Source organism: Streptosporangium sp. NPDC023963 (assembly GCF_040639135.1).
Lineage (GTDB): Bacteria > Actinomycetota > Actinomycetes > Streptosporangiales > Streptosporangiaceae > Streptosporangium.
Window position 1 is genome coordinate 288299 of the sequence record NZ_JBEZZK010000006.1, and the last position, 23965, is coordinate 312263.

Sequence of the window (23965 nt, forward strand, 5' to 3'; positions counted from 1 at the left end):
CGCGCGCCCTCACTCCTCGGGCGGCACCTTGCCCGCCCACTCCTGGCGGCGGGCCTCGGCCACCGCGATCGCCGCCGCCACCGCGACGTTGAACGAGCCGACCCGGCCGACCTGCGGGATGTAGCAGACGCCGTCGGCGGCCTCCAGCAGCGCGGGGGAGCACCCGTGATCCTCGCTGCCCACCACCAGGCACACGTCCCCGCCCAGCTTGGCCTCGGACAGCGGCACGGCGTCCCCGGTCAGCTCCACCGCGACCACCGCGAACCCGTCCTCCTTGGCCGCCCGTACGGCCTCCAGGACGGGGACCGGCTCCTCCCAGGCCACCAGGCGGTCGGTGCCCAGCGCGGTCTTCTGCGCCTTGGGGTTGGTCGGCGGCGTGGCGTTGCCCGCCAGCCAGATCCGCTCCACGCCGAAGGCGGCGGCCGTGCGGAAGATGGAGCCGATGTTGAACGGGCCGGTCACCGACTCCAGGATCAGGGCCAGCCGCCCCTCGGTGTTCCTCCGCCAGGTGCGGTTGAGGCGCTTGACATCGGTCGGGCGCAGCTGCCTGCGCGGGTTCGCCGTCATCGGTCGTTCACCGTTCCTCGTCGTTCCTCGTTCGTTCCGCGTGTTTCGCGGTGATCCGCTTCTCGCCCGCCACCGTGCCGCCGCCCCGTGTCCGCTCGTGCCCGGCCGGCTGTGCCCTGTGCCCGTCCGCTCGTGCCCGTCCGCTCATGCCCGTCGCGCAGGCGTGCTCGCGGGGGAGCGGGAGGGCTCACCGCGGCTCCGCCTCCGGGCGCGCCTCCACCCGGAGGATCCGGTACGAGGAGCGGGAGGCCACGCGCTCGGCGGGCCAGCCTCGCTCGTTCAGCCAGCGCTGCAGGGAGTCGGAGCCCAGGTGCTTCTGGACCACCAGGTGGGCGACGCCGTCCGGGGTGAGGCGTGACAGCCAGCGGGTCAGCATCTCGTGCATCGCGGCCTTGCCGATGCGGATCGCCGGATTGGACCAGATGGCGGAGAACCGCACCTCCGGCGGGACCTCGTCGACATGCATCGACCTTACTTTGTCAAGGGAGGCGGCCCTGGCGTTTCTCGCGCACAGCTCGATCGACCTGCGGTTGACGTCCACCGCCCAGACCGTCGCCTCCGGGGCGCGCGAGGCCATCGTCAGCGCGATCGGCCCGTAGCCGCAGCCCAGGTCGAGCAGGTCGCCGCCCGGAGGCGGAGGGGGGACGCTCTCCAGCAGGATCCGGGTGCCCTGGTCGACGCGCTCGGCGGAGAACACCCCGCTGTCGGTCTCCAGTCTCAGATGGAGGTCGGGGAGCACGAGCGTGACCGAGCCGGGACGGCCCGCGGTCTCCGGACGCTCCTCGAAGTAATGTGCCACGTCGTAGAACGTTACCAACGGCCGGGACCGGCTCAGGGCGGCCGCGCCCCGGCCGTACCCCCGGCGCCCTCGGCCCTGCCCCCGGGCCCCCGGCACCCCCCGGCCGCGACCACCGCCCGTACGCCCGCCCCCGCCGGATGAGGGGCGCGAGGGTCAGGGGATCCGCGACCCCAGCAGCAGGGACACCCCGGCGGTCAGCAGCCCGGCCAGGACCGCCGCCACCACGAACCACTGGGTGATCTCCTGGTTGACCGTCCGGTAGCCCAGCGAGGTGCCGATCTGCTCGTACACCTGCTTCAGCTCGCTGCCCGACTCCGCCTCGTAGGCCCGGCCGCCCGTGCCCTCCGACAGGGTCTGCAGGGTGGCCTTGTTCACCGGCACGTTCACGTCGCGGCCGTCGATCGAGACCGTCCCCTCCTGGGTGCCGTAGGCGATCGTGGAGACCGGGACCCGTACGGCCTTGGCCGAGTCGATCGCCTCGGCCACCGAACGTCCCGAGGTGTTGTCGCCGTCGGACAGCAGCACGATCGCGGCCGGGGGCGGGTCGGTCACCGCCTGCTGGTCGAAGGAGCGCAGCGACTCCAGGGAGCTGAACACCGCCTCGCCGATCGCGGTGCCCGCCCGGGTGCTGAGGGTGCCGAGGGAGGTGCCGACCGCCTGGTGGTCGGTGGTGGGCGAGACCACGACCGACGCGGAACGGGCGAAGGCGACCAGCCCGACGTTGAACCGTTCCGGCAGGTCCGCGACGAACTTCTGGGCGGCCTCCTTGGCCGCGGTGATCCGGTTCGGCTGGACGTCGTCGGCCTCCATCGACAGCGAGACGTCCAGCGCGATGATGATCGTCGCCCGGTCGCGGGGGATGCGCACCGAGTCGGCGGGACGGGCCGCGCCCACGATCAGCAGGCTCATCATGACGAGGAACAGCGCCGGGGCCACGTGCCGCCGCCAGCCGGGCCCGGCCGGGGCCACCAGCGTCAGCAGGGGCAGGTTGGTGAAGCGCAGCGCGTAGCGGCGCCGGGCGAACTGGGCGGCCACGTAGCCGGCCACGAGCAGCGCCAGCGCGGCGAACAGCCACAGCCAGGCCGGAGAGAGGAAGGTCACCGTGTCGCTCCCGACCTCGGGGGCCGATGGGTCAGGTGCGCCATGCGACGCTGCCGCAGCACGAACTGCGCGATGTCGAACACCCAGTCGCGGTCGGTGCGCAGCACCAGGTGGGCCACCCCGCAGCGGCGCAACGCCACCTGGTTGGTCATCCGCTGCGCGGCGGCGGCCTCCGCGTACGCCTGGCGGACCCTGGGCGTGAGCTGGATCTGGCGGCTCCGCCCCGTCTCCGGGTCGGTCATGCTGACCAGCCCCACCGGCGGCAGCTCCAGCTCGCGAGGGTCGATCACCTCGACGGCCAGCACCTGGTGGTGGGCGGCGAGCCGGCGGATCGGCCGCTCCCAGGGCAGCTCCAGGCCGGGATCGAGGGTGGGCTCGGGGTCGAGGAAGTCGGAGACGATCACCCGCAGACCGCGCCGCCGCCGCGCCGAGGCCAGGATCTCGATCGCCTCGGCCAGGTCGGGGGCACCGGCGACGACCCGGCCCCTGGGGGCGTCCATCAGCGAGTGCAGCAGGCCGTACAGCGCCGGGCGGCCGCTCCTGGCGGGCATCCGGTGGACGTACTCGTCGTGCAGGACGTACGTGCCGAAGCGGTTGCCGATCCGGCCCGACAGGAAGCCGATCGCCCCGACGGCGGCCACGACCAGGTCCCGCTTCTCCATGCCGGCGGTGCCGAAGTCCATGCTGGGCGACAGGTCCGCCAGGGCCCAGGTCTCCAGCTCCCGGTCGGCGATCAGGTCGCGCACGTGCGGGACGGTCGTGCGGGCGGTCACCGACCAGTCCATCCGCCGGATGTCGTCCTCGCCGGGCACGTAGACGCGGCTGTCGCCGAACTCGCTTCCAGGGCCGGGGAGGAGCCCCTGGTGGGCGCCCTGCAGCAGCCCGTCCAGGCGCCGGACGATGGTGAGCTCCAGCCGCCGCAACGCCTGCTCGGCCGTACCCAGGTCGGGATCGCCGGCGCCTTCGAGGCCGGTCACCGGGGGCCCTGGTTCCAGACGACGAGCGGGGGCGGCACCGCGGCGAGGATCTGGCGGACCACGTCCTCGGGGTCGATCCCGTCGGCGATGGCGTCGAAGGTGAGCATCAGCCGGTGGGACATCACGTCCACCGCCACGTCGCGCACGTCGTCGGGGAGCAGGTAGTCGCGGCCGCGCAGCAGCGCCAGGCCGCGTCCCGCGGCGACCAGGCCGAGGGTGGCCCGGGGGCTGACGCCGATCTCGATGTTCTCCTGCAGCTCGGGCAGGCCGTATTCGGCGGGGGAGCGGGTGGCCATCACGAGCCTGACCACGTAGTCGGCGACGAGCTGGTGGACCGAGACCTGGTCGGCCATGGCCTGCAGCGCGGCCAGCCGCGCGGGGTCGAGCACCGGCCTGGGGATCGGCGGGGTCACGCTCATCCGGTGCAGGATCTCCAGCTCCTCGTGGGCGCTGGGATGGGTGACGCGGACCTTGAACAGGAACCGGTCGCGCTGGACCTCGGGGAGGGGGTAGACGCCCTCCGACTCGATCGGGTTCTGGGTGGCCAGCACGATGAACGGCCTCGGCAGCGGATGGGTCTCCCCGGCGAGGGTCACCTGCCTCTCGGCCATGACCTCCAGCAGCGCCGACTGGACCTTGGCCGGAGCCCTGTTGATCTCGTCGGCGAGCAGAAAGTTGACGAACACCGGGCCGAGCTCGACGTCGAAGGCCTCGCGGGAGGGGTGGTACACCCGGGTGCCCACGATGTCGCTCGGGACCAGGTCCGGGGTGAACTGGATGCGGGCGAACTCCCCGCCGACCACCGTGGCCAGGGTCGAGGCCGCCAGGGTCTTGGCCACCCCCGGCACACCCTCCAGCAGGCAGTGGCCCCTGGCCAGGAGCGCCACGAGCAACCGCTCCACCATGTGCTCCTGCCCGACGATGACCCGCCGGACCTCGGTCAGGGCGTCGCGCAGCAATCCGGTGTCGGTCTCGCTCGGCAGTTCTTCGGCGACGGTCATGTCGGTATTCCATCAAATGAAATGGCGGCTCGCACGACGGGCCCGCTCCGTATTTCCTGCCAGTGCCCGCTGCGTGCCCGCCGCGTGCCCGCTGCGTGCCCGCCGCGTGCCCGCGAGGCGCCTCTCGCGCGTCTCCCGCGTGCCTCTCGCATGCCCGCGGGGCGGCCCGATCCCGGCACCCGCGGGGCGTGGTGTGATCGGCCGGGTGTGCTTTCATGTCAGACGTGGCCACTCCACTCCAGTACGGTGACCCGCCCCAGCTGGGGCCCTTCCTCGTGCAGGCCCGCCTGCGCGTGGGACCCGCCGGGCTGGTCTACCTCGGGCTGGCGCCCGACGGCCGGGCCGTCTCGGTCGCGGTGCTGACCAAGGGGGCGGCGCTCGACCCGGCGGCCCGCGACCGCTTCGTCACCGGGGTCCGCGACGCGACGGCGAGCCGCTCCGGCGTACGGGGCTGGATGGCCAGGGCGACACGTACGCGCACCGCGGTGGCCGACACGATCCCGCAGGTGCTGGCGATGGACGGCGGGAGCGCCCCGTGGGTGGCCACGCCGTACGAGCCCGACAGGGCCGGGGCGGAGCGGTTCCTGGAGCCGGTGCTGGTCAGCGGCACGCTGATCGGCGAGCAGCACGGCCCCGACTTCGCGCCGCACTGGGTGGGCGACCGCTCGCCCGCGCTGCCCGCGCCGCCCAAGGGCGCGCCGCCGCCGACCGAGACCCGCAGGTCCGTGATCATCGCCGGGGTCGTGCTGACCGTGCTGCTCGTGCTGCTGGCGTTGATGGTCTGGTTCCTGCTGCGCAGGGAAGACGATTTCGAGCCGTTGCCGAGGCCGCTGCCGCCCACGGTGTTCATCCCGACCCCGCCGCCGGTCCCGGCGACGCCCGAACCGGGCCGGCCCACCCCCTCGCCGTCGCCGAGCCAGAGCGGGACCGGCACGCCCGGCCCGCAGGAGGGCGACGAGAACGAGGGCGAGCCCATCTAGGGAGCCCTCCAGGGGGCGTCCGGACGCGTCGGGGCCGGACACGCCCGTCGGGCTCGAGGCGAGCCCGGTGGGCGTGCGGCCGGATTGATCCCGTGGATGGTCGCCGTCCGGGTACTCGTCTACGAGTACTCATAATTGACTACTTCCACCTACTCGTGTTTGAGTAGTCGCATGAGTAGTACACGACTGTTCATCCTGGGGGCGCTGGCCCGACGGGGGCCGATGCACGGTCACCAGATCCGGCAGAGCGCGCAGACGGACCGGACCGAGCTGTGGACCGACATCAAGGTCGGGTCCCTGTACGGGGCACTGCACCGGATGGAGGCCGAAGGGGTGATCGAGACGGTGCGCACCGAGCAGCAGGGCAACCTCCCCGCGCGGACCGTCTACGCGATCACCGAGGACGGCGGGCTGGAGCTGGAGTCGCTGCGCGAGGCGGCCCTGCGAGACACCCGCCTGCGGCCCGATCCCGTGGACCTCGCCCTCCAGCTCAGCTCCGACCTGGGCGAGGGGGAGCTGCGGGCCGTCATCGAGGACCGGCACCGCAAGCTCACCGCCGAGCTCCAGACCTGGCAGCGGCTGAGGGAGGCGGCCACCCCCCACCTCCGCGGCCTGGAACCGCTCGGCTTCGACCACACCCTCGTCCGCCTGCGGGCGGAGATCACCTGGCACGAGACGCTGCTCGAGGAACTGCCCCGGCTCATCGGCGCCGCCGGGAGACCCCCCGGGACGCCCTCTGGCGACAACGAAGGCGACAACGAAGGCGAAGGAGCCTGACATGCCCGGAAAACCACTCGACGTCCTCGTCATCGGAGGCGGCATAGGAGGCCTGGCGCTGGCCCAGGCGCTGCTGCCCTCCGGGGTGAACGTCCAGGTCTACGAGCGCGAGCGCGACGCCACCGGCTGGGTGCGGGGCTACCGCATCCATCTGAACCAGATCGGCAGCCGGGCGTTGCACCGCTGCCTGCCGGGCCCGCTGTGGGAGGCGTTCCTCGCCACCTCCGGCCACCCCGGCCCCGGCTTCGGCTTCCACACCCACCGGCTGCGGGAGCTCGTGTTCGTGGAGGAGAGCGTGATGACCGGCGGGGCCGCCGACCCCTCGGGCGGCCAGTACGCGGTCAGCCGCACCACCCTGCGCAGGCTCCTGCTGGCCGGGCTGGAGGGCGTCGTCCACCACGGCAGGACGTTCCAGCGCTACGAGGTGAGGCCGGACGGCAGGATCGTCGCCTTCTTCGCCGACGGCACCTCGGCCACCGGGGACGTGCTGGTCGGCGCGGACGGCGCCAACTCGCGCGTACGAAGCCAGTATCTGCCGCGGGCCCGCCGCGTCGACACCGGCGCGCTCGCGATCGGCGCCCGGCTGCCGCTGGACGACGAGGTCCGCGGGTGGCTGCCGGGAAACCTCGCCGACGGGCTCAACCTCGTCCTGCCGCCGAGCGGGAGCGCCATGTTCACCGCGGCCTTCAACGGCAGGCGCAGGGCGGAGAGCCTCCTCGCCAGGGGGGCGGGTGCCGATCCCGCCCGCGCGCCCGGGCCCGCCGCCGGAGGGGCAGGCCGCACCGCGCGGGAAGGGGGCCTCGCCGATCTGGAGAGCGGCCTCGCCGGGTTCGGGCTCGACCTGAGGTCCCTGGCCGACGACCTCCAGGACTACGTGCTGTGGGCCCTCGTCGCCCCTCACGGGACCTATCCGGCCGGGGCCGCGGACCTCGACGGCGACGGGCTCAAGGACCTGGCCGGGACGATGACCCGCGGCTGGCATCCCGCCCTGCGCCGCCTGGTCGCCGAGGCCGATCCGGCCAGCGTCCAGTTGATGCCGTTCAAGACCTCCGTCCCCGTCGGCCCGTGGCCCGCGACGCCGGTGACGCTGCTCGGGGACGCCATCCACAACATGACGCCCGCGATGGGCTTCGGCGCCAACACGGCGCTGCGCGACGCCGCCCTGCTGGCGAGCGGGCTGGCGGCGTTCCAGCGGGGCCGGGGCACCCTGACGGAGGCCATAGGCGGCTACGAGACCCGGATGCGCGAGTACGGCTTCGGCGCCGTCCGCACCTCCGCGAGGTTCGCGGAGTTCATGATCTCCGGCAGTCCCCTCGTCCGGCGCGGCGCGAAGGCCTGGTTCCGCCTGTGCGACACCCTGCCGCCGGTCAAGCGAATGAGTTTCGGCCGCCTGTGGACCGACGGCGCGGCAGCGGAAGAGGCGGCGGTGGCGCGCCCCTGAGGACGGGCGATCCGCGGCCGCCCCCGCGTTCCCCCGGGGTCCTCGCCGGTAATCGGGTTGAGTCTCCCGTAACGGGAGCCTTTACCGTCGCGGGCATGGAAATCACCGTTCACGACACCCCGCGGGCCATGCTGGACCTGGCGGGTCTCCCGCTGGAGCGGCGCCCGGAGGCACTGCGCGCGATGCTGGCGCCCATGCGCGAGGCCATTCCCATGCCCGGCGACCTCGTCGACATCCACCACACGGGCGGCGGCTTCCGGGTGGACCGTGACGACGACCGCCACCTTCCCGCACTGCGGCGGCTGGTCGAGCAGGACGTGCGCGGCCGGATCGAGGACGCCCTGCGGTCCGCCTGGAGGCATCTCGGCGACGCCGTGCCGGACATCAAGGGGCCGGAGAGCCTGCAGGTCATGCTCGTGCTCGGCGACCCCGGCGACGCGTACCTCACGAACGTCGCCGGCGGCTACTACGGCATGGGCGGCTCGCCGGGCTGGCTCTACCTGCTGGCCTGGCCCTCGGACGACGTCATCGGCAGGATCGCCCACTGCGCGGTGCACGAGTTCCACCACCAGGTGCGCTACCACAACGTGGAGTGGAACCCCGCGACGGTCACGGTCGGCGAGCACGTCGTGTCCGAGGGGCTGGCCGAGGCGTTCGTCAGGGAACTGTCCGGCCCCGAGGCCATGGGCCCGTGGTCGGGGATGGTGACCGGCGCGGAGTTCGACCGCGCGTACGAGACGATCACCGCGGCCGCCGGTCTGCAGGGCATGTGGAACACCCCGGCCTACGTGCTGGGCGACACGGCCATGAGCAGGTTCGGCTGGGAACCGGCCGGCGTCCCCGACATGGCCGGTTACGGGGTGGGCCTGCGCATCGTGGACGCCCACCTGGCCGCATCCGGCCTGACGGCCGCGCGGAGCACGGTGCTGCCCGGGGAGGAGATCCTGCGCAACGCCGGGGTGACCGTCCAGCCGTCCCAGCCGTCCCAGCCGTCCCAGGTGGTCTCCGAGCTCTTCGCGGGGGGCGAGGCTTGATTCGTGGACGGCCGCCCGCGCCTCCTACATCGACCCGCGCGTCATCGACGCGTACGCCAGGGGCGGGACCGTCGTGCGGGCGCTCGACCGTCTGGGAGCCGACACCGGGTTCGGGCGGCCGGCCACGCACGGCGCCGTGGAACGGGCCGTCATCTCCCTGCTGGGCGGGAGGCGACGGCATGATCGGCGATCGGGCGGGCATGTCGCCGATGAGGTTGTGACCTGCGAAGAGGAGAGGTGACCACGCAATGCCGGCACGCGAGGAGATCCCGACCACCCTGCGGCGTTCGCCGAAGAAGGCGCAGGAGACGTGGATCAAGGCACACGACTCCGCGGTGGAGACCTACGGGGAGGGGGAGCGGGCGCACCGTACGGCGTTCGCCGCGCTGAAGCACTCCTTCGAGAAGGTCGGCGACCACTGGGAGCCGAAGGGCCGCAAGGGGCCGTCCGACGCCCGCGCCGCCCGGGGCGGGCTCAGGGGAGGCAGGAGCGCCGAGGGGGTGGACGCCAACGCCTCCAAGCAGCACCTCTACGACGTGGCCAGGCGCCTGGACGTCAGGGGGCGGTCCACGATGTCGAAGGAGGAGCTGGTCTCGGCCATCAAGAAGGCGAACCGGCGGGCCACGGCGAAGGCCCGCTGAGCTCCTGACCGCCGGAGGTCCCGCCCGGGGACGCGTCCCCGGGCGGGCGCCGTCATGCGTAAACCACTGCTCCTTTTTGTGAAGATTCTCCTCCTTATTGCTATAAAGCGCCTTTTGTCGGACAAGGTGGCTGTGTGTCGATATGTACAGAGACACGATGAAGCGACCGCGGGAGGGAAGGAAGCGCCGCCATGACGGATGTGTCGAGCGTGGGACCCCAGCCGGGCGATGACCGTCCGGTCCTGACCAATCGTCAGGGGCACCAGGTCTACGACAACCAGAACCAGCGCACGGTCGGCGCGAGGGGTCCGGCCACGCTGGAGAACTACCAGTTCCTGGAGAAGATCAGCCACTTCGACCGCGAACGCATTCCCGAGCGGGTGGTCCACGCCCGGGGGGTGACCGCCTACGGCCACTTCGAGGCCTACGGCAAGCTCGGTGACGAGCCGATCGGCCGCTACACGCGGGCGAAGCTCTTCCAGGAGGCCGGGAAACGGACCGACGTGGCCGTACGGTTCTCCACGGTGATCGGCGGCAGGGACTCCTCGGAGGCCGCCCGCGACCCGCGCGGGTTCGCGGTGAAGTTCTACACCGAGGACGGCAACTGGGACCTCGTCGGCAACAACCTGGCGGTCTTCTTCATCAGGGACGCCATCAAGTTCCCCGACGTGATCCACGCGCTCAAGCCGGACCCGGTGACGTTCAGGCAGGAGCCCGGCCGGATCTTCGACTTCATGTCGCAGACGCCGGAGAGCATGCACATGATCGTCAACCTGTTCAGCCCGCGCGGCATCCCCGCCGACTACCGGCACATGCAGGGCTTCGGCGTCAACACCTACAAGTGGGTGAACGCGCAGGGGGAGACCCATCTGGTCAAGTACCACTGGATGCCCAAGCAGGGCGTGCGCAGCATGACCGCCGAGGACGCCGCCGCCGTACAGGGGCAGGAGCTCGGGCACGCCACCAAGGACCTGCACGAGGCGATCGACCGCGGCGACTTCCCCGAGTGGGAGCTGCTGGTGCAGATCATGAGCGACGACGAGCACCCCGAGCTGGACTTCGACCCGCTGGACGACACCAAGGTGTGGCCGGAGAACGAGTTCCCCGCCCTGCCGGTCGGCAGGATGGTCCTGGATCGCAACGTGGCCAACAACTTCGCCGAGAACGAGCAGATCTCCTTCGGCACCGGCGTCCTGGTCGACGGTCTCGACTTCTCCGACGACAAGATGCTGACGGGCCGCACGTTCTCCTACAGCGACACCCAGCGCCACCGGGTGGGCCCGAACTACCTGCAGCTGCCGGTCAACCAGGCCAAGAACGCCGAGGTGCGCACCAACCAGCGCGACGGCCAGATGACCTACCACGTCGACGGACAGGGCGAGAACCCGCACGTCAACTACGAGCCGTCCATCACCGGAGGGCTCAGGGAGGGGCGGTACCCCACCCACGACGAGCAGGGCCCGGTCGTCTCGGGGCGGCTGACCCGCAAGCGCATCCCGCGTACGAACGACTACACCCAGGCGGGCCGGCGCTACCTGCTGATGGAGGAGTGGGAGCGCGACGATCTCGTGCTCAACTTCGTCGGCATGCTGTCCCAGGCCTCACGCCCGGTCCAGGAGCGCATGGTCTGGCACTTCCTGATGGTCGAGGACGACCTCGGGCTCAGGGTCGGGGAGGGACTCGGGATCGGCCCCGACGACGTCTCCCACCTGGAGCCGCTGGCCGGTCAGGACCTGAGTGAGGAGGATCGCGAGCGGATGTCCAGGCTCGGCAAGAACGGGCCGCGCGACGTGACCGGCCTGAAGATGACCCACTGCGTGCCTGACGAGAGGACGCGGGCGCAGCTGTAGGAACCGCCGCCGGGTGCGGAGCGGGCCGCGTTCCGCACCCGGCGCGGAGGGGAGTCGTGAACGGGGGCGACGGCGTCGGGACGGTGTCCCGGCGCGGCGGACAGATGATCCACCCGCCCCGGGTGACCCTCTGACCAGGACGATCAGGACAGCACGAAATCCTCGGTCAAGGCCGCCCGATTTTTCCGCTTAAAAGGTATGAATGCCATTACAGCGGGCACGCGATCCTCAACCTGAGCCGCCAACACCTGAGCCGTTCCTACTCCCAATTGGATCGCCATGCCTGTTAAGAGCAACGTCATTCCGATCATCCACTGGTCCCGCCGCTCGTCCTGCCTCAGCGAGGACCCCGAGCTTTTCTTCCCCGTGTCCTACGAGGGGCCGGGTCGTGAGCAGTACGAGCGCGCCAGGGCGGTGTGCCGCCGGTGCCCGGTGCGCGGGCGCTGCCTGGAGTACGCGTTGAACACCCAGCAGATGTACGGCGTCTGGGGAGGCACCACCCCGGAGGAGCGCAGGGCCGCCATGACCGGGGAGAGGCGCAGGGTCAGATAGCGGCTTTCCGCGGCGACGGGCCGTCCCGGCCCCTTTCCGCGTCCCTGGTCCTGGGTCTCGTGTCCCGGTCGTCCCCGGTTTTCCCGTGTCCCGTGTCCCGGTCCCTTCCCCGGTCCTTTTCCGCGTCGGCCGTCAGCCGGCCATCCGGCCCTTCCTGGGCCGGCCCGCTTCGCCCTGCCCGCCCGGCACGTGGTCCAGGGCGAGTTGCCCGACCGGCATGTGGTCCAGGGCGAGCTGCCCGCCCGGCTCATCGGTTTCAACGGGCTCCCCGGGCTCCCCGGGCTCCCCGACGAGGGCGCGGAACCGGGCGGCGTTGCGCTGGGAGTTGTCCGCGCAGCAGTTGTTGAAGAGCACATGGGTCACCTCGGCCCCCTCCGCGAGTTCCAGGACCCTGGCCGCCCACCGCGCGAGCTCCGCCTCCGAGTACATGTACGCGAAGCGCTCGTCGACGTTCTTGCTGGTCCACTTGTCGGAGTGCCCGTGCAGCCGCAGCACGGCGAGGTCGGAGGTCGCGGCCAGGATCGGCGGGATCGACGAGGTGTGCCCCTGCGGCATGTCGACCCCCACGTACGCGAGATCGTGCCCGGCGAGGAAGGCCAGGGTGTCCTCGCGGTTCTCCTCGTCCATCCAGGTGTGGTTGCGGAACTCGACGCTGATACGCATCGGCGCGCAGCGCCGGGCGCACTCCAGGATGTAGCGCCTGTTGCCCTCCCCGATCGGGAACCACGGCGGGAACTGGAAGAGCACCGCCCCCAGCTTGCCCGCCTCGTGCAGCGGTTCCAGCGCGCCGAGGAACCGCCGCCAGACCTCGTCGAGGATCTCCTGCGGCACGTCCTTCGGATAGAGGTTGCGCTGCGGGGGCGCGCCGAGGTCCTCCCGCAGGTCCTTGTAGAGGGAGGCGGATCGGGTGGGATGCCCGGTCAGCAGGGAGAACGCCTTGACGTCGAAGGTGAAGTCCGCGGGCGTACGGTCGCGCCACGCCTCCACGGTGCTCTGTGACGGCGGGTGGTAGTAGGTGGCGTCCACCTCGGCGATCGGGAACCTCGTCGCGTAGTGGGCCAGGCGTTTCGCCGGGGTGGAGGCGTCGGCGGGATACCAGCCCGACTCCAGCAGCGACCGGTGCGTCCACGAGGCCGTGCCCACGAGGATCCTGCCCATACCCGCGTCCTCCCTCACGCCGCCGGGTCGCTAAGGCCTTCGGCCGACGCCGCCGGCCAGCTCACCCAGGCGCGCGGGCCCTCCGGTGCTCGGCGACAGCGGCGGGGTGTCCATGCCCTCGGCGCCCCGAAGCCCCTCGAACAGCTCTTTCATCGCCTCCACTGCCGTGTGGCGCGGCTGCCAGCCCAGCTCGGCGCGGGCGCGGCCGATGTCCATGATCGGCATTCTGAGCACCAGGTCGACCAGGCCCGGCGAGGCGGGGATCAGCCTCATGTGCCAGGCCGCGGCGACGGTGCTCCTGAGCGCCCAGCCCGAGACGGGAACCAGCCGGGCACCGAGCAGTTCGGCCAGCACCGAGGGCTCGATCACCGGGTCGGCGGCGATGTTGAAGGCGCCCGACACCGGCCGGGTGACCGCCAGCCGGTAGGCCTCGCCGACGTCGTCGGTGTGGACCGTCTGGAAGCGGAGCCCGGGGGTGTCGGGCACGAACGGGATCAGGCTCGGCCGTACCAGCCGCTGCGGCACGAACGGCCCGCCGAACAGGCGCCGCTGCCCGACCGCCGCCTCCCGCTTGAAGATGAAGCCCGGCCGCAACCGCACGACCCTGATGCCCGGGTGGTCGCGCTCGAACAGGTCGAGAACCCGTTCCACGTAGGCCTTCTCCCGGCCGTAGGCGGCACCGGGCCAGCCGTGGGTCGGCCAGTCCTCGGTGACGGCCCGGTCCTTGGGGGCGGAGGAGTAGGCGCCCACCGAGGAGGCGTGCACGAGCGCGGAGACACCCGCCCGCGCGGCGGCCTCGAAGACCCTGATGCTGCCCAGGACGTTGTTCCGCCAGGTCGTCACCGGGGCGCGGGTGGGTTGGAACAGCCACGCCAGGTGGACGACCGCGTCGGCTCCCTCCAGGTGTGGCGCCAGGTCGCCGCCGGCGACGTCGACGGTCCGCCAGGTGGTCTTGGGCGGAGACCAGTCCGGCCGCCTGCGGGCCAGGCCCACGATGGACGTGACATCCTGATCGGCCGCGAGGGCGGACACCACGCTCGTGCCCACGTTTCCCGTCGCGCCGACTACTACTACTCGCATGCCTACCGCGTGCCCCGGGAGGGCCCGGTGAATCCATCCCCACGACTGCTTTGCCGTACGAGGAGACGATCCGGCGACACGTGATCGCCGCGTCCGGCCGTCCGGGGGCGTCGCCCGCCGGCCCGGCCGGACGCGGGGCCGGGTCCGCCGTCCGCCGCCCGGGCCGGCCCGGACGGTCGCGCCCCGGGTTCCCGGGGCCGCCCGCGAGAGGCGGCCGGAAGACGGCGGGGAGACGGCGGGGAGACGGCGGGGAGACGGCGGGGAGACGGCGGGAACTCAGCGCCGGGGGGACGGCCAGGGGTTGGGGCGGCAGCCGTAGAGGGACTTGGTCTGCTGGAGCATCACCGGCGCCCGCCGGCCGCGCCCCGGGCAGGACACGTGGCCGTGGCCGAGGCCGTGGCCGACCTCGTGGCTGATGACGTACTCGCGGTAGGAGGCCACGTCGCGGCCGTAGCCGGTCGCCCCGCTGTTCCAGCGGACCGCGTTGATGACCGCGCGCTCGCCGTTCCAGCAGGAGAGGATGCCGTTGGTCCGCATCGGCAGGCACCGCCTGTCGGCCGTCTCGGGGCTGGACAGCGAGACCCTGATCCTCACCGGGCCGCGGGCCACCCGCTTGAACCGGTAGCCCCAGCCGCGCGGGTCGTTGAGGATCCGGTGCACCTCGGCGGCGAACTCCTCCACCTCGAACGGCAGGCCCAGCTCGACCTCCACCGCGTACCGGATCACCTTGCCCTTCCCCCGGGGAGGCCGGGCCTCGCCGGGGGCGACGGCGTAGCGGCCCTTGGCCGACCGGGGGACCTTCACCTTCAGCGGCTGCTGCCGGCCGTTGGCGAGCAGCAGCGGCTCCTTGGCCGGTGACGGGGGCGTGGGACCGGCGGAGTTCGCGGGCGCGGCCGTGTCCTGAAGGTTCTGGGGTTGCGGCGGCGGGGTCGGCGTCGCGGGCACCGCCGGTATCCCGGGCGGGGCGGCGTCAGGAGGCGCGGGCCTGTCGGGAACGGGTTCGAGGTGACCGCTCAGCACCGTGGCCCCACCGGCCGTGAAGGTGACCACGATGCTCAGCGCGAGAAGCCACAGAACGGTCTTAGGGTCACGTCTCATTGCGTTCCTGGACATAGACCGTAAACCTTATTGCCCCTCGGCGGTAACTGATCAAACCAGGAGAAAATCCATCATATGAGGGCGGCGCCGGGGAACTTCGGGGGGGTACGCCGACGGCGGCCGCATGCTGCGGCCGCCGTCGGATCAGGGGTTTCGCGGGCTTGACGGATGGTTTGCTGACCTGTGCCGTCGAGTGTCACCGGCCGCCGCTGGGGAACACCGGCCGCCGGCGGGGACCGCGGCCGATGTGGTGGCCCGGCGGCGGTCCCGCGGTCCTACGAGTGCGGGCAGGTGTCCCGGTACTCGGAGATGTTCCTGTCGTTGCTGGGCGCGGGGCACAGGAACTGCTCGTAGCGGGTGTCGTCGTCGATGAAGCGCTTCATCCACGAGACGCTGTACTTGGCGATCGTCGTGTTGGAGGAGTTGGGCGCGAAGTGGCTGGCGCCGTCGAGCTCCAGGTAGGCCTTCTCCGAGGAGGCGGGGATGCTGTTGTAGAACGGCTTGGAGTGCAGGGTCACCGAGGCGACCGAGTCGTTCTCCGCGCCGATGATCATTGTCGGGACGCGCAGGTTCGACCAGCTCTTGGTCGTGTGCCACGGGGTCAGCGGGATGGCCGCCTGCAGCTGCGGCCGGCTGTCGGCGGCCGCCAGCGTGCCGCCGCCGCCCATCGAGTGCCCGGCGACGCCGAGCCTGCTCGCGTCGACCCGGCTCGCGACCGAGCTCTCCCGCGTGAGGTAGTCGAGCGCGGCCAGCAGCTGCCGTCCCCGGCTGGCGGGCTGGTCGGAGCGGGTGATGGTGTCGATGTTGAAGACCACGAAGCCGTGGGAGGCCAGCCGCGAGGCGAGCCAGGCCATGGTGGACCTGCTCGCGGTGTAGCCGGGGGCGATGGCGATCCCGCCGAACGTCCCCTCGGCGGTGGACGTCGGGTAGTAGATCGTGCCTCCGCCGAAGCCGCTCACCCGCAGCGAGGAGACGGTGGTCTCCGAGATCGAGAACGGTCCTCTGACCGCCTCGATGCTGGAGTCGGTCGGGTCGGGGCCGCGGTCGTAGGGACCGGCGGAGGCGGCCTGCGCGGCGGGGGCCGCGATGGCCTGCGCGGCGGGCGCGAGGGTCCCGCCGGTGCCGAGCAGAGCGAGTGCGAGGGTCAGCGTGGCGACCGTCGTCGCCCGGCGGGAACGCCTGGGCGCGGGGGCCTGGGGGGTGGTGCCGTACGGCTGCACGTTGCTGTACTCCGTTCCTGTGGGGGGAACCACGGCGATACGGCGGTCGAGGCTGACGGCCGTTCGTCGCGCGTCGGCCCGCCACCGGGAACGGCGGCGGTACGGTCAGCGCACCGGGGTGACCCCTCGGGTTTCTGACAGACGCCACTTTCTCCCTGTCAGCCCCGGAGTGCATCGGTGAAATCACCCGTACTCCATCGCACCGGTCAAGACCGGTGAATCACGACATCAACCGCACCAGTTCCACCCGGGAGCGGATGTCGAGCTTGGCGAAGATGTTCCTGAGGTGGTGCTCGACGGTCCTCGGACTCAGGAAGAGCCGGGCCGCCACCTCCCGGTTGGTGGCGCCGTCCGCCACGATGCGCGCGATCTGGTACTGCTGCGCGGTGAGCTTCTCGGTGGCCTTCGGGCGGTGCGACCGGACGGCCTCTCCCGCGCCGCGCAGCTCGGCGCGGGCCTGCTCGGCCCACAGCCGCGCGCCGGAGCGCTCGAACGTCTCCAGCGCGCTGTGCAGGTGCTCCCTGGCCGCGCCCGGACGCCGGTTCCTGCGCAGCGCGCTGCCGAAGAGCAGCTGGGTGCGGGCCGTCTCGAACTCGGAGAACCCCTGGTGGTGCAGGTCGAGCGCGGCCCGGAAGTACTCCTCGGCGTCGCCGGGGGCGGCCAGGAGCGCGTGGCAGCGCGTGGCCAGCGCGCGCCGGTCGGGACTTCGGGTGCTGCCCACCCAGCGGTCGAGCACCCGCAGCGCCTCCCCGGCCCGCTCCCGGTCGCCCGTGCGCGCGGCGGCCTCGACGAACAGGGGGGTCGACATGACCCGCACGACGAGGTGGCCGCTGGTCCCGTCCGCCCTGGTCGTGGCCCGCAGCCGCTTGGCGGCGTCGGCGTGCCGGCCCGCCGCGAGGTCGAGGTGGGCCAGCGCCCAGGTGCCGAGCGCTCCCGCCACGCACACGCCGTGGGCGCCCGCCAGCTCGATGGCGCTCGCCGCCCTGATCGCGCACGTCTCCTCGTCCCCCTCGATGGCCGCGGTGAGGGCCAGCCACCCCAGGTGCTGGCCCGCGCTGTTGGGCCGCCCGCGCTCCTGGGCCAGCCGGAGCCCCTCGACGGCGCTGGCGGTGATGGAGGCGTAGCGGCCCATCCAGAGCTCGGCATTGATCATGAACTCCAGGACCTGCGGCACGGTGGAGACCGCCCCGCGGGCGCGCGCCGTCTCCACCGCCCGGCCGCACAACCGCACCGCCTGCGCGTCGTCGCCGAGCAGCAGGCTGGCCACGCCCGCCCACACCAGCACCGAGGGGGTACGCACCGAGGGCGCGAGCTCCAGCACCCGGCGGAGCGGATCGGCCGCCTCCCGGTGACGGCCGTCGAAGGTCGCCGCCGTACCGGCCAGATACTCGAACATCAGCTGGGTGGCCGCCGGGTCGTCCGGGCGGCGCAGCGTGGCGGCCCACCGCGCCATGTCCAGGTAGCGAAGGTTGTCGCCGGCCAGATAGCTCGCCTCGCCCGCGCGGATGAGCACCCGCACGGCCTGCCCCCGGTCCCTGTCCAGCAGCGACTCGGCCGCCGCCAGCAGGTCCTCCCCGGCGCTGCCGGTCCTCCCGCTGCGCATCTCCAGGCTGCCGCGGATCAGCTCGGCCTGGCTGCGCACCTCCTCGGAGATCGTCAGCGACTGCAGGCGGGTGAGCAACGACCGGGCGCGGCGGGGCAGGCCCGCGTGCCAGGCGCGGTTGGCGGCCGCGGCCAGCCGCGCGGCCTTGACGTCGCCGTGCTCGGTCAGCTCGGCCGCCCGCTCGAAGGCGAGGAAGGTCGCCGGGTGGCCGCCGGGGGAGGTCGCCGCCGCCGCGGCCGCCGCCAGCTCGTCGGCGAGCGACTCGGCGGGGCCGTCCATCGCGGCGGCCCGGTGCCAGGCGCGCCGCAGCCGCTGATGGTCGTGGCACAGCATGCCCGCGAGCAGGCGGTGCGCGGCGCGGCGGCGGGCGAGGGAGGCGCCGGCGTAGACGACCGTCCGCATCGCCGGTTCGCGGAAGTCGTAGCGGTCACCGGCACCGTCGCCGGCGCCGGCGACAGGGACGATCACCCCCGCCCGCTCCGCCGGCTCCAGCGCGGCCTGCGCGCGCTCCGGCTCCGCGGCGCCGACCAGGGTGACCGTCTCCAGGTCGGGATCCGCCGCGAGCAGCAGGAGCATGTCCGCGGTCTCGGCGGGCAGCCGCGCCAGCCGGCCGGTGTACGCGCGCCAGAGCCGCCCGCCCCTCGGCAGGGTTCCGGGCGGGGAGGCGGCGCCGGAGATCTGCTCGGGGCTCAGCGATCCGGCGAGCTCTCCGAGCGCCAGCGGGTTGCCGCAGGCGATCTCCAGCAGCGACGCCCGTACGTCGTCGGCCAGCCCCGGCACCAGGTCGTCGGCGAGTCGCCTGGCCGCCTCCTCGTCCAGGGCGCCCAGCTCGAACGCCGGTATGTCGTCGGGGGCGGCGGCACCGTCGCCGTCGTCGGTCCCGAACAGCAGCACGACCGGTTCCCCCGCCAGCCGTCTGGCCACGAAGAAGAGCGCCTCGCGGCTGGGCGCGTCGAGGTGGTGGACGTCGTCGACGCAGGCCAGCACCGGGCCGCCGGCGGCCGCCAGGAGGTTGAGAACCGCCGCGGGAAGCGTCAGCCCGCCGTCCGCCGCGCCCAGCTCCAGCGCCCGGGTCAGCGCCTCCGCCTGCGCCGGGGGGAGCGCGGGGAGCCGGCCGGCGAACGGTCTGAGCAGGCCGTGCAGCCCGGCGTACGGCAGGTGCGACTCCGCCTCGGTGCCGCGCACCCTGAGGATGACGAAACCGCCGGTGTCGCGGGTGCCGCCGGCGTGGGCCGCCGCGAGGTCGAGCAGCGCGGTCTTTCCCGTGCCCCGCGCCCCTCGCAGGATCGCCGCGCCCCCGGAGCCGCCCCGGGCGGCGTCGAGTAATCGCAGCAGCGCGTCCTGCTCCGTGTCACGGCCGTGCAGCGCCGGTGACCGGGTGGCGGCGGAGAGGGAGGGCATCCCTCAGTGTTACGCGCGTGTGTCGCGCCTGGAAAGAGCGGGTGGCGGGGTTCCCCACCGGCCTCCGCTGGCCTGCACCGGTGTACCGGTGGCCCCGGAAAGACCGGTGATTTCACCGATGCGCGCCGAGGGGGATCCCGGGCGGGCCTCGGGCGGATCTCGGTGGACGCCGGGCGGGTCCCGGGCGGACCTCGGGGAGGCGGGTCCGAGGAGGATCTATTCCGCAGCGGGTGGTTGCTTCATCCAGTCCGGGACGCTCTGGCCGGTAAGCACGCGAAATTCCTTCGCCACACCCGCGGCGTCGCCCGCATAGGCCTGGCGCAGCAGATCAAAGACCGCGCCGAGACTGTTTTGGGCGTAGACCGGTAGTTCCTGCCCACGGACCAATGCCGCAACCAGGGGAGTGACCGCTTCGCGGAACTGGGCACCTTCTACCAAGACATACCCCAGGGCCGCGAGACTCTGCGTATAGCTAGGCAGGTGGGCGGCGCGGTTGAGCCGCACCAGCTCTTCGTAGAGGGTGACGGCTTCGCGGCTGACCGGCACCGCCTCGTCGCGCCGTCCCACCTCCGCCAGCAGCACAGCGTGGTTGTTCAGCGAGGCGGCCAGGTCAGGTAGGTAGGCGGTGCGGTTGAGCCGTACCAGTTCCCGGCGCAGGGTGACGGCTTCGTGGCTGACCGGTACGGCTTCGTCGCGTCGTCCCACCTCCGCCAGCAGCGCGGCGTGGTTGTTCAGCGAGGCGGCCAGGTGGGGCAGGTGGGCGGCGCGGTTGAGCCCCACCAGCTCTTCGTAGAGGGTGACGGCTTCGTGGCTGACCGGTACGGCCTCGTCGCGTCGTCCCACCTCCGCCAGCAGCGCGGCGTGGTTGTTCAGCGAGGCGGCCAGGTGGGGCAGGTGGGCGGCGCGGTTGAGCCGTACCAGCTCCTGGCGCAGGGCGACGGCTTCGTGGCTGACCGATACCGCCTCGTCGCGCTGCCCCACCTCCGCGAGCCGGTTGGCGTGGTTGTTCAGCGACCTCGCCAGGTGGGGCAGGTAGGCGGCGCGGTTGAGCCCCACCAGCTCTTCGTAGAGGGTGACGGCTTCGTGGCTGACCGGTATCGCTTCGTCGCGTCGTCCCACCTCCGCCAGCAGCGCGGCGTGGTTGTTCAGCGAGGCGGTCAGGTCGGGCAGGTGGGCGGCGCGGTTGAGCCCCACCAGCTCTTCGTAGAAGGTGACGGCTTCGTGGCTGACCGGCACGGCTTCGTCGCGCCGTCCCACCTCCGCCAGCCGCACGGCGTGGTTGTTCAGCGAGGCGGCCAGGTGGGGCAGGTGGGCGGCGCGGTTGAGCCCCACCAGCTCTTCGTAGAAGGTGACGGCTTCGTGGCTGACCGATACCGCCTCGTCGCGCCGTCCCACCTCCGCCAGCCGCACGGCGTGGTTGTTCAGCGAGGCGGCCAGGTCGGGCAGGTGGGCGGCGCGGTTGAGCCGTACCAGCTCCTGGCGCAGGGCGACGGCTTCATGGCTGACCGGCACCGCCTCGTCGCGCCGTCCCACCTCCGCCAGCCGGTTGGCGTGGTTGTTCAGCGACCTCGCCAGGTCGGGCAGGTAGGCGGCGCGGTTGAGCCCCACCAGCTCTTCGTAGAGGGTGACGGCTTCGTGGCTGACCGGTATCGCTTCGTCGCGTCGTCCCACCTCCGCCAGCAGCGCGGCGTGGTTGTTCAGCGAGGCGGTCAGGTCGGGCAGGTGGGCGGCGCGGTTGAGCCGTACCAGTTCCTGGCGCAGGGTGACGGCTTCGTGGCTGACCGGCACGGCTTCGTCGCGTCGTCCCACCTCCGCCAGCAGCGCGGCGTGGTTGTTCAGCGAGGCCGTCAGGTTGGGCAGGTGGGCGGTGCGGTTGAGTTGCACCAGTTCTTGGTAGAGGGTGACGGCTTCGTGGCTGACCGGCACGGCTTCGTCGCGTCGTCCCACCTCCGCCAGCCGCATCGCGTGGTTGTTCAGCGAGGCGGCCAGGTTGGGCAGGTGGGCGGTGCGGTTGAGCCGTACCAGTTCTTGGTAGAGGGTGACGGCTTCGTGGCTGACCGGTACGGCCTCGTCGCGCCGTCCCACCTCCGCCAGCCGCACGGCGTGGGTGTTCAGCGACATCGCCAGGTGGGGCAGGTGGGCGGTGCGGTTGAGCCGCGCCAACTCCCCGTAGAGGGCGACGGCCTCCTGAGTGGCGGCTAGTGCCGGCTCGTGCTGGCCGGCGTTGACCAGGCGCCAACTGAGGCTCAGATACAAGGCAGCGCGTTGCGCGGGGTCGCTGGTGATGGCCAGGCGGTGAGCGGTGAGGCGGGCGGTGACAGCGGCGACGCCGATGTCCAGATCGATGTGCCGATCAGGCGGCAGATGGGCTTCGAGGGCACCCAAAGCGGCCAGGTCGATGTCGGGCAGGTCGGCCAGCGCAGCCAAGGCGACGCCGCCGGCGTGCAGGAACAGCTGGGGGTGGGTGGTGATGAGGGGATAGAGCTGGTCGCCGGCCACGTGCGGCCAGCGGCGAGCGGTCTCGATCAACACGGTGAGCGCGGCCCGTGTCCACGGCAGCACAATCCCCTCATCGAGATCGTCCAGGCCCTTTCTGTCGCTGGCGTTGTCACGGCTGCGCTGAGTGCCGTGCTGGTTTTCCAGGTCCTGGTACGCGTGGTCGGTGGCGAGGAGCAGACGGGTGGCGGCGTGCCTGGCCCAATCGTCACTGGGGGCGGTCGTGACGGTGTGGCCGGGCATGGCCAGGGCCAGGAAGTCCTCCCCCAGCCGGTCGGGATACAACGGCTCCAGCACGGTGTCGGCCTGAGCCGGCGGGTAACAGTACTGATGATCGTCCAGCACGGTGTTGGCCGCTTGAACCGATTCGGCGAGCCCGGCGTGACGCAACGCCTGCCAGCCGTGGGCCCGCGCCAGCGGGCGGGTAAGGGTGGCGACGAAGACCGCCCGCCCCATCGTGGCCGGATCGCTGGCCAAGGGCTGCGGGCTGCGTTGATGCAGCGCCGTCCAATGCTCACGCTCACGCGCCAGCAGATACGCCGACGCCTGCGCCGGATTATCCGGCTTTTGCCGACCGTGCCGATGGGCGTCCACCGCAGCCAGGGCCGCGATGTGAATGGTGAGTACCTGCGCGTACGCCGCATCACCCTCGATGCCCGGCGGCGGCTCGATGCGGCCGGCCCGCTCAGCCGGCAGCCCGAGGTGGGAGGCGAAATGGTCACGAGCCTGAGCGAACAGCTCCCCTCGCTGGCCCGGCTGCGGGGCCAGCGCCGCGAGCTTCAACGCGTCCGCGGGCGCGTTCAGCCTCTTGTCGATCCAGGAGGTGATGCTTTGCCACCACCCCCCGGCCGGACGGGCCAGCACCAGGACCCGCACCGCACCACCGTGATGCAGCAGCGGTTCTTGCAACAGCTCGTGCAACGCCGGTAGCGGCCAGCGCTCGGCATAGTCGACCACCACCACCAGCCCTCGTCCCCACCCGGAATCCCGGTTTCGGCGGTCAGGATCGGCGACAGCGACAGGAGCGGTGACGCCGGCCCCGGCGGGGTTGGCCTCGGCCTGCCACACCCTCCACCCCGCCGCCTGGGACAGCTCCGCGAAACGAGCGGCCAGTCGGGTCTTGCCCTGCCCGCCGGGCCCGTGGACCAGGCGCACCGCCAGGCCGGGCTCCTCGGCGTCATCACGCCACGCGCTCAGCTGCGCCAGCTCCCCCTCCCGGCCGGTGAATGGCACCACCTGACGGCCGGCCCGCAACAACAACGACGGCTGTTGCCGCAGCCGGCCCGGCTGCACGCTTTGCGGCTGGAAGGGGTAGTCCTCGATCCGGTAAGCGGGCTTCCACTGAAAGACATTCAGCACCCCGCCCTGCACCGCGTTGACCGTCGCGCCCGGATGCGGGGCGTTGATCTGAACATTTCCGGGCCCGGTGTGCGAGGGTGGGGGCCCGCTCGGGCGATGGCGCCAGCGCGTCCAGGACGACTTGTCGTCGCGATCACTCACCGTCGGCTACCGCCGCCATCAACGCCACCAGAACTCTCACTGCCGGGTGACCCCGCGCCGGGCGGTGCGGGCGGCGGCGCATGGTGGTGGATGTTCATCGTGCCGTCTTGGGCCGCGTACAGCGTTGCCCCCGGCTGAGGCACATTCAGTTGCACCCGCGAGCCGTCAGCCGCTTTCGCCGCTGGAGGGGGCGCGGCCGGAACCTCAGGGGGCGGTGCGGCACCGGAGGAGGCGGGGGGTTGTTGCAGGGCGTACAGGGTCACGCCGAGTCCGGCCAGACCGGTGATCGCAGCGATCACACTGGCCAGCCGATCCCCTTCCTCCAACCCGACCCCGGCCACATAGCCGATCAGTCCTGCGGCCACCGCGATCAGGATCCCGCCCGCCCATATCAACGACCTTCGCGTCATAGGACACATCATCAACCGCACCAAAGGATCACGAAAGGTGATCACATGAATACGACACAGACCCGTGACCGTCACCCACCCACAGGCGAGCCTCGCCCAGGGCGGCCGCATCGACGATGCTCCTCGTACGGCGATGGCGGGGCGGCGGGGACGGCGGTGGCCTCGATGAGGTCGGCAAGGACGGCGGCGCTGGTGCGGGCGAGGACCCAGGCGGTAGTGGCCAGGGCGGCGGCGCTGGGCAAGGGCGGGCCACCGCCAAGCCACCGGTAGGTACAGGAG

The 23965-nt window shown here is 72.2% G+C and carries 19 protein-coding genes; 7 read left to right on the forward strand and 12 right to left on the reverse strand.

The genetic code is table 11. The features are described from left to right. Positions 1 to 9: 9 nt before the first annotated feature. From AB0F88_RS21095 to AB0F88_RS21115, 5 genes are all read right to left on the reverse strand, one after another. Positions 10 to 567 carry a TrmH family RNA methyltransferase gene (locus tag AB0F88_RS21095; RefSeq protein WP_362686288.1) on the reverse strand — a complete coding sequence of 186 codons (558 nt, stop codon included), beginning with the start codon at positions 565 to 567 and terminating at the stop codon, positions 10 to 12. A gap of 187 nt (positions 568 to 754) precedes the next feature. Continuing rightward, positions 755 to 1366 (reverse strand): methyltransferase, encoded by a 612-nt coding sequence (locus AB0F88_RS21100; protein ID WP_362686291.1) that lies wholly within the window; start codon positions 1364 to 1366, stop codon positions 755 to 757. A gap of 153 nt (positions 1367 to 1519) precedes the next feature. Further along, positions 1520 to 2467: a VWA domain-containing protein gene (locus tag AB0F88_RS21105; protein WP_362686294.1), complete on the reverse strand. Its 948-nt coding sequence runs from the start codon at positions 2465 to 2467 to the stop codon at positions 1520 to 1522. Then, positions 2464 to 3444: a DUF58 domain-containing protein gene (locus AB0F88_RS21110; protein ID WP_362686297.1), complete on the reverse strand. Its 981-nt coding sequence runs from the start codon at positions 3442 to 3444 to the stop codon at positions 2464 to 2466. Before AB0F88_RS21110 ends, AB0F88_RS21105 begins: the two co-directional genes overlap by 4 nt. Next, positions 3441 to 4445, reverse strand: a complete 1005-nt coding sequence (locus tag AB0F88_RS21115) for a MoxR family ATPase (protein ID WP_362686300.1) — start codon at positions 4443 to 4445, stop codon at positions 3441 to 3443. Before AB0F88_RS21115 ends, AB0F88_RS21110 begins: the two co-directional genes overlap by 4 nt. A gap of 215 nt (positions 4446 to 4660) precedes the next feature. On the opposite strand from AB0F88_RS21115, the gene AB0F88_RS21120 reads away from it, so the two are divergent. The 7 genes from AB0F88_RS21120 to AB0F88_RS21150 all read left to right on the forward strand — a co-directional run bounded on the left by AB0F88_RS21120 (position 4661) and on the right by AB0F88_RS21150 (position 11720). Continuing rightward, positions 4661 to 5425, forward strand: coding sequence for a hypothetical protein (locus AB0F88_RS21120; RefSeq protein WP_362686303.1), 765 nt, complete (start codon positions 4661 to 4663; stop codon positions 5423 to 5425). A 171-nt stretch (positions 5426 to 5596) separates the two neighbouring features. Further along, positions 5597 to 6202: a PadR family transcriptional regulator gene (locus tag AB0F88_RS21125; protein WP_362686306.1), complete on the forward strand. Its 606-nt coding sequence runs from the start codon at positions 5597 to 5599 to the stop codon at positions 6200 to 6202. Between the two features lies 1 nt (position 6203). Next, positions 6204 to 7643 carry an FAD-dependent monooxygenase gene (locus tag AB0F88_RS21130; RefSeq protein WP_362686309.1) on the forward strand — a complete coding sequence of 480 codons (1440 nt, stop codon included), beginning with the start codon at positions 6204 to 6206 and terminating at the stop codon, positions 7641 to 7643. A gap of 95 nt (positions 7644 to 7738) precedes the next feature. After that, on the forward strand, positions 7739 to 8677 hold the full coding sequence (locus tag AB0F88_RS21135; protein ID WP_362686312.1) for a DUF2268 domain-containing putative Zn-dependent protease: 939 nt from the start codon (positions 7739 to 7741) through the stop codon (positions 8675 to 8677). 248 nt (positions 8678 to 8925) lie between these two features. Continuing rightward, positions 8926 to 9318 (forward strand): ChaB family protein, encoded by a 393-nt coding sequence (locus AB0F88_RS21140; RefSeq protein ID WP_362686315.1) that lies wholly within the window; start codon positions 8926 to 8928, stop codon positions 9316 to 9318. Between the two features lie 191 nt (positions 9319 to 9509). Then, entirely contained in the window at positions 9510 to 11168 is a 1659-nt protein-coding gene (locus tag AB0F88_RS21145; protein WP_362686318.1) for a catalase, read from the forward strand. Positions 11169 to 11447: 279 nt separating this feature from the next. Beyond that, complete coding sequence (locus tag AB0F88_RS21150; protein ID WP_362686321.1) at positions 11448 to 11720, forward strand: WhiB family transcriptional regulator; 273 nt, start codon at positions 11448 to 11450, stop codon at positions 11718 to 11720. 132 nt (positions 11721 to 11852) lie between these two features. Here the strand turns inward: AB0F88_RS21150 and AB0F88_RS21155 are convergent, their stop codons facing one another. The 7 genes from AB0F88_RS21155 to AB0F88_RS21185 all read right to left on the reverse strand — a co-directional run bounded on the left by AB0F88_RS21155 (position 11853) and on the right by AB0F88_RS21185 (position 23731). Then, positions 11853 to 12878 (reverse strand): DUF72 domain-containing protein, encoded by a 1026-nt coding sequence (locus AB0F88_RS21155; RefSeq protein WP_362686324.1) that lies wholly within the window; start codon positions 12876 to 12878, stop codon positions 11853 to 11855. A 30-nt stretch (positions 12879 to 12908) separates the two neighbouring features. Beyond that, positions 12909 to 13958, reverse strand: a complete 1050-nt coding sequence (locus AB0F88_RS21160) for an NAD-dependent epimerase/dehydratase family protein (protein ID WP_362686327.1) — start codon at positions 13956 to 13958, stop codon at positions 12909 to 12911. Positions 13959 to 14234: 276 nt separating this feature from the next. After that, positions 14235 to 15056, reverse strand: a complete 822-nt coding sequence (locus AB0F88_RS21165) for a DUF3152 domain-containing protein (protein ID WP_362686330.1) — start codon at positions 15054 to 15056, stop codon at positions 14235 to 14237. A gap of 275 nt (positions 15057 to 15331) precedes the next feature. Beyond that, positions 15332 to 16204 (reverse strand): dienelactone hydrolase family protein, encoded by an 873-nt coding sequence (locus AB0F88_RS21170; protein ID WP_362686736.1) that lies wholly within the window; start codon positions 16202 to 16204, stop codon positions 15332 to 15334. Between the two features lie 292 nt (positions 16205 to 16496). Further along, positions 16497 to 19280 carry an AAA family ATPase gene (locus tag AB0F88_RS21175; protein WP_362686333.1) on the reverse strand — a complete coding sequence of 928 codons (2784 nt, stop codon included), beginning with the start codon at positions 19278 to 19280 and terminating at the stop codon, positions 16497 to 16499. Positions 19281 to 19496: 216 nt separating this feature from the next. After that, positions 19497 to 23276: a tetratricopeptide repeat protein gene (locus tag AB0F88_RS21180; protein WP_362686336.1), complete on the reverse strand. Its 3780-nt coding sequence runs from the start codon at positions 23274 to 23276 to the stop codon at positions 19497 to 19499. Beyond that, a complete protein-coding gene (locus AB0F88_RS21185; protein ID WP_362686339.1) occupies positions 23273 to 23731 on the reverse strand; it encodes a hypothetical protein in 459 nt (152 codons plus the stop codon). The genes AB0F88_RS21180 and AB0F88_RS21185 overlap by 4 nt, the downstream gene beginning before the upstream one ends. Positions 23732 to 23965 lie beyond the last annotated feature (234 nt).

What these genes read in the sequence shown, in the direction of transcription:
- AB0F88_RS21095 (WP_362686288.1), bottom strand. Translation starts at nt 567, where the DNA reads ATGACGGCGAACCCGCGCAGGCAGCTGCGCCCGACCGATGTCAAGCGC.
- AB0F88_RS21115 (WP_362686300.1), bottom strand. Translation starts at nt 4,445, where the DNA reads ATGACCGTCGCCGAAGAACTGCCGAGCGAGACCGACACCGGATTGCTG.
- AB0F88_RS21120 (WP_362686303.1), top strand. Translation starts at nt 4,661, where the DNA reads ATGTCAGACGTGGCCACTCCACTCCAGTACGGTGACCCGCCCCAGCTG.
- AB0F88_RS21125 (WP_362686306.1), top strand. Translation starts at nt 5,597, where the DNA reads ATGAGTAGTACACGACTGTTCATCCTGGGGGCGCTGGCCCGACGGGGG.
- AB0F88_RS21130 (WP_362686309.1), top strand. Translation starts at nt 6,204, where the DNA reads ATGCCCGGAAAACCACTCGACGTCCTCGTCATCGGAGGCGGCATAGGA.
- AB0F88_RS21135 (WP_362686312.1), top strand. Translation starts at nt 7,739, where the DNA reads ATGGAAATCACCGTTCACGACACCCCGCGGGCCATGCTGGACCTGGCG.
- AB0F88_RS21140 (WP_362686315.1), top strand. Translation starts at nt 8,926, where the DNA reads ATGCCGGCACGCGAGGAGATCCCGACCACCCTGCGGCGTTCGCCGAAG.
- AB0F88_RS21145 (WP_362686318.1), top strand. Translation starts at nt 9,510, where the DNA reads ATGACGGATGTGTCGAGCGTGGGACCCCAGCCGGGCGATGACCGTCCG.
- AB0F88_RS21150 (WP_362686321.1), top strand. Translation starts at nt 11,448, where the DNA reads ATGCCTGTTAAGAGCAACGTCATTCCGATCATCCACTGGTCCCGCCGC.
- AB0F88_RS21155 (WP_362686324.1), bottom strand. Translation starts at nt 12,878, where the DNA reads ATGGGCAGGATCCTCGTGGGCACGGCCTCGTGGACGCACCGGTCGCTG.
- AB0F88_RS21160 (WP_362686327.1), bottom strand. Translation starts at nt 13,958, where the DNA reads ATGCGAGTAGTAGTAGTCGGCGCGACGGGAAACGTGGGCACGAGCGTG.
- AB0F88_RS21165 (WP_362686330.1), bottom strand. Translation starts at nt 15,056, where the DNA reads ATGAGACGTGACCCTAAGACCGTTCTGTGGCTTCTCGCGCTGAGCATC.
- AB0F88_RS21175 (WP_362686333.1), bottom strand. Translation starts at nt 19,280, where the DNA reads ATGCCCTCCCTCTCCGCCGCCACCCGGTCACCGGCGCTGCACGGCCGT.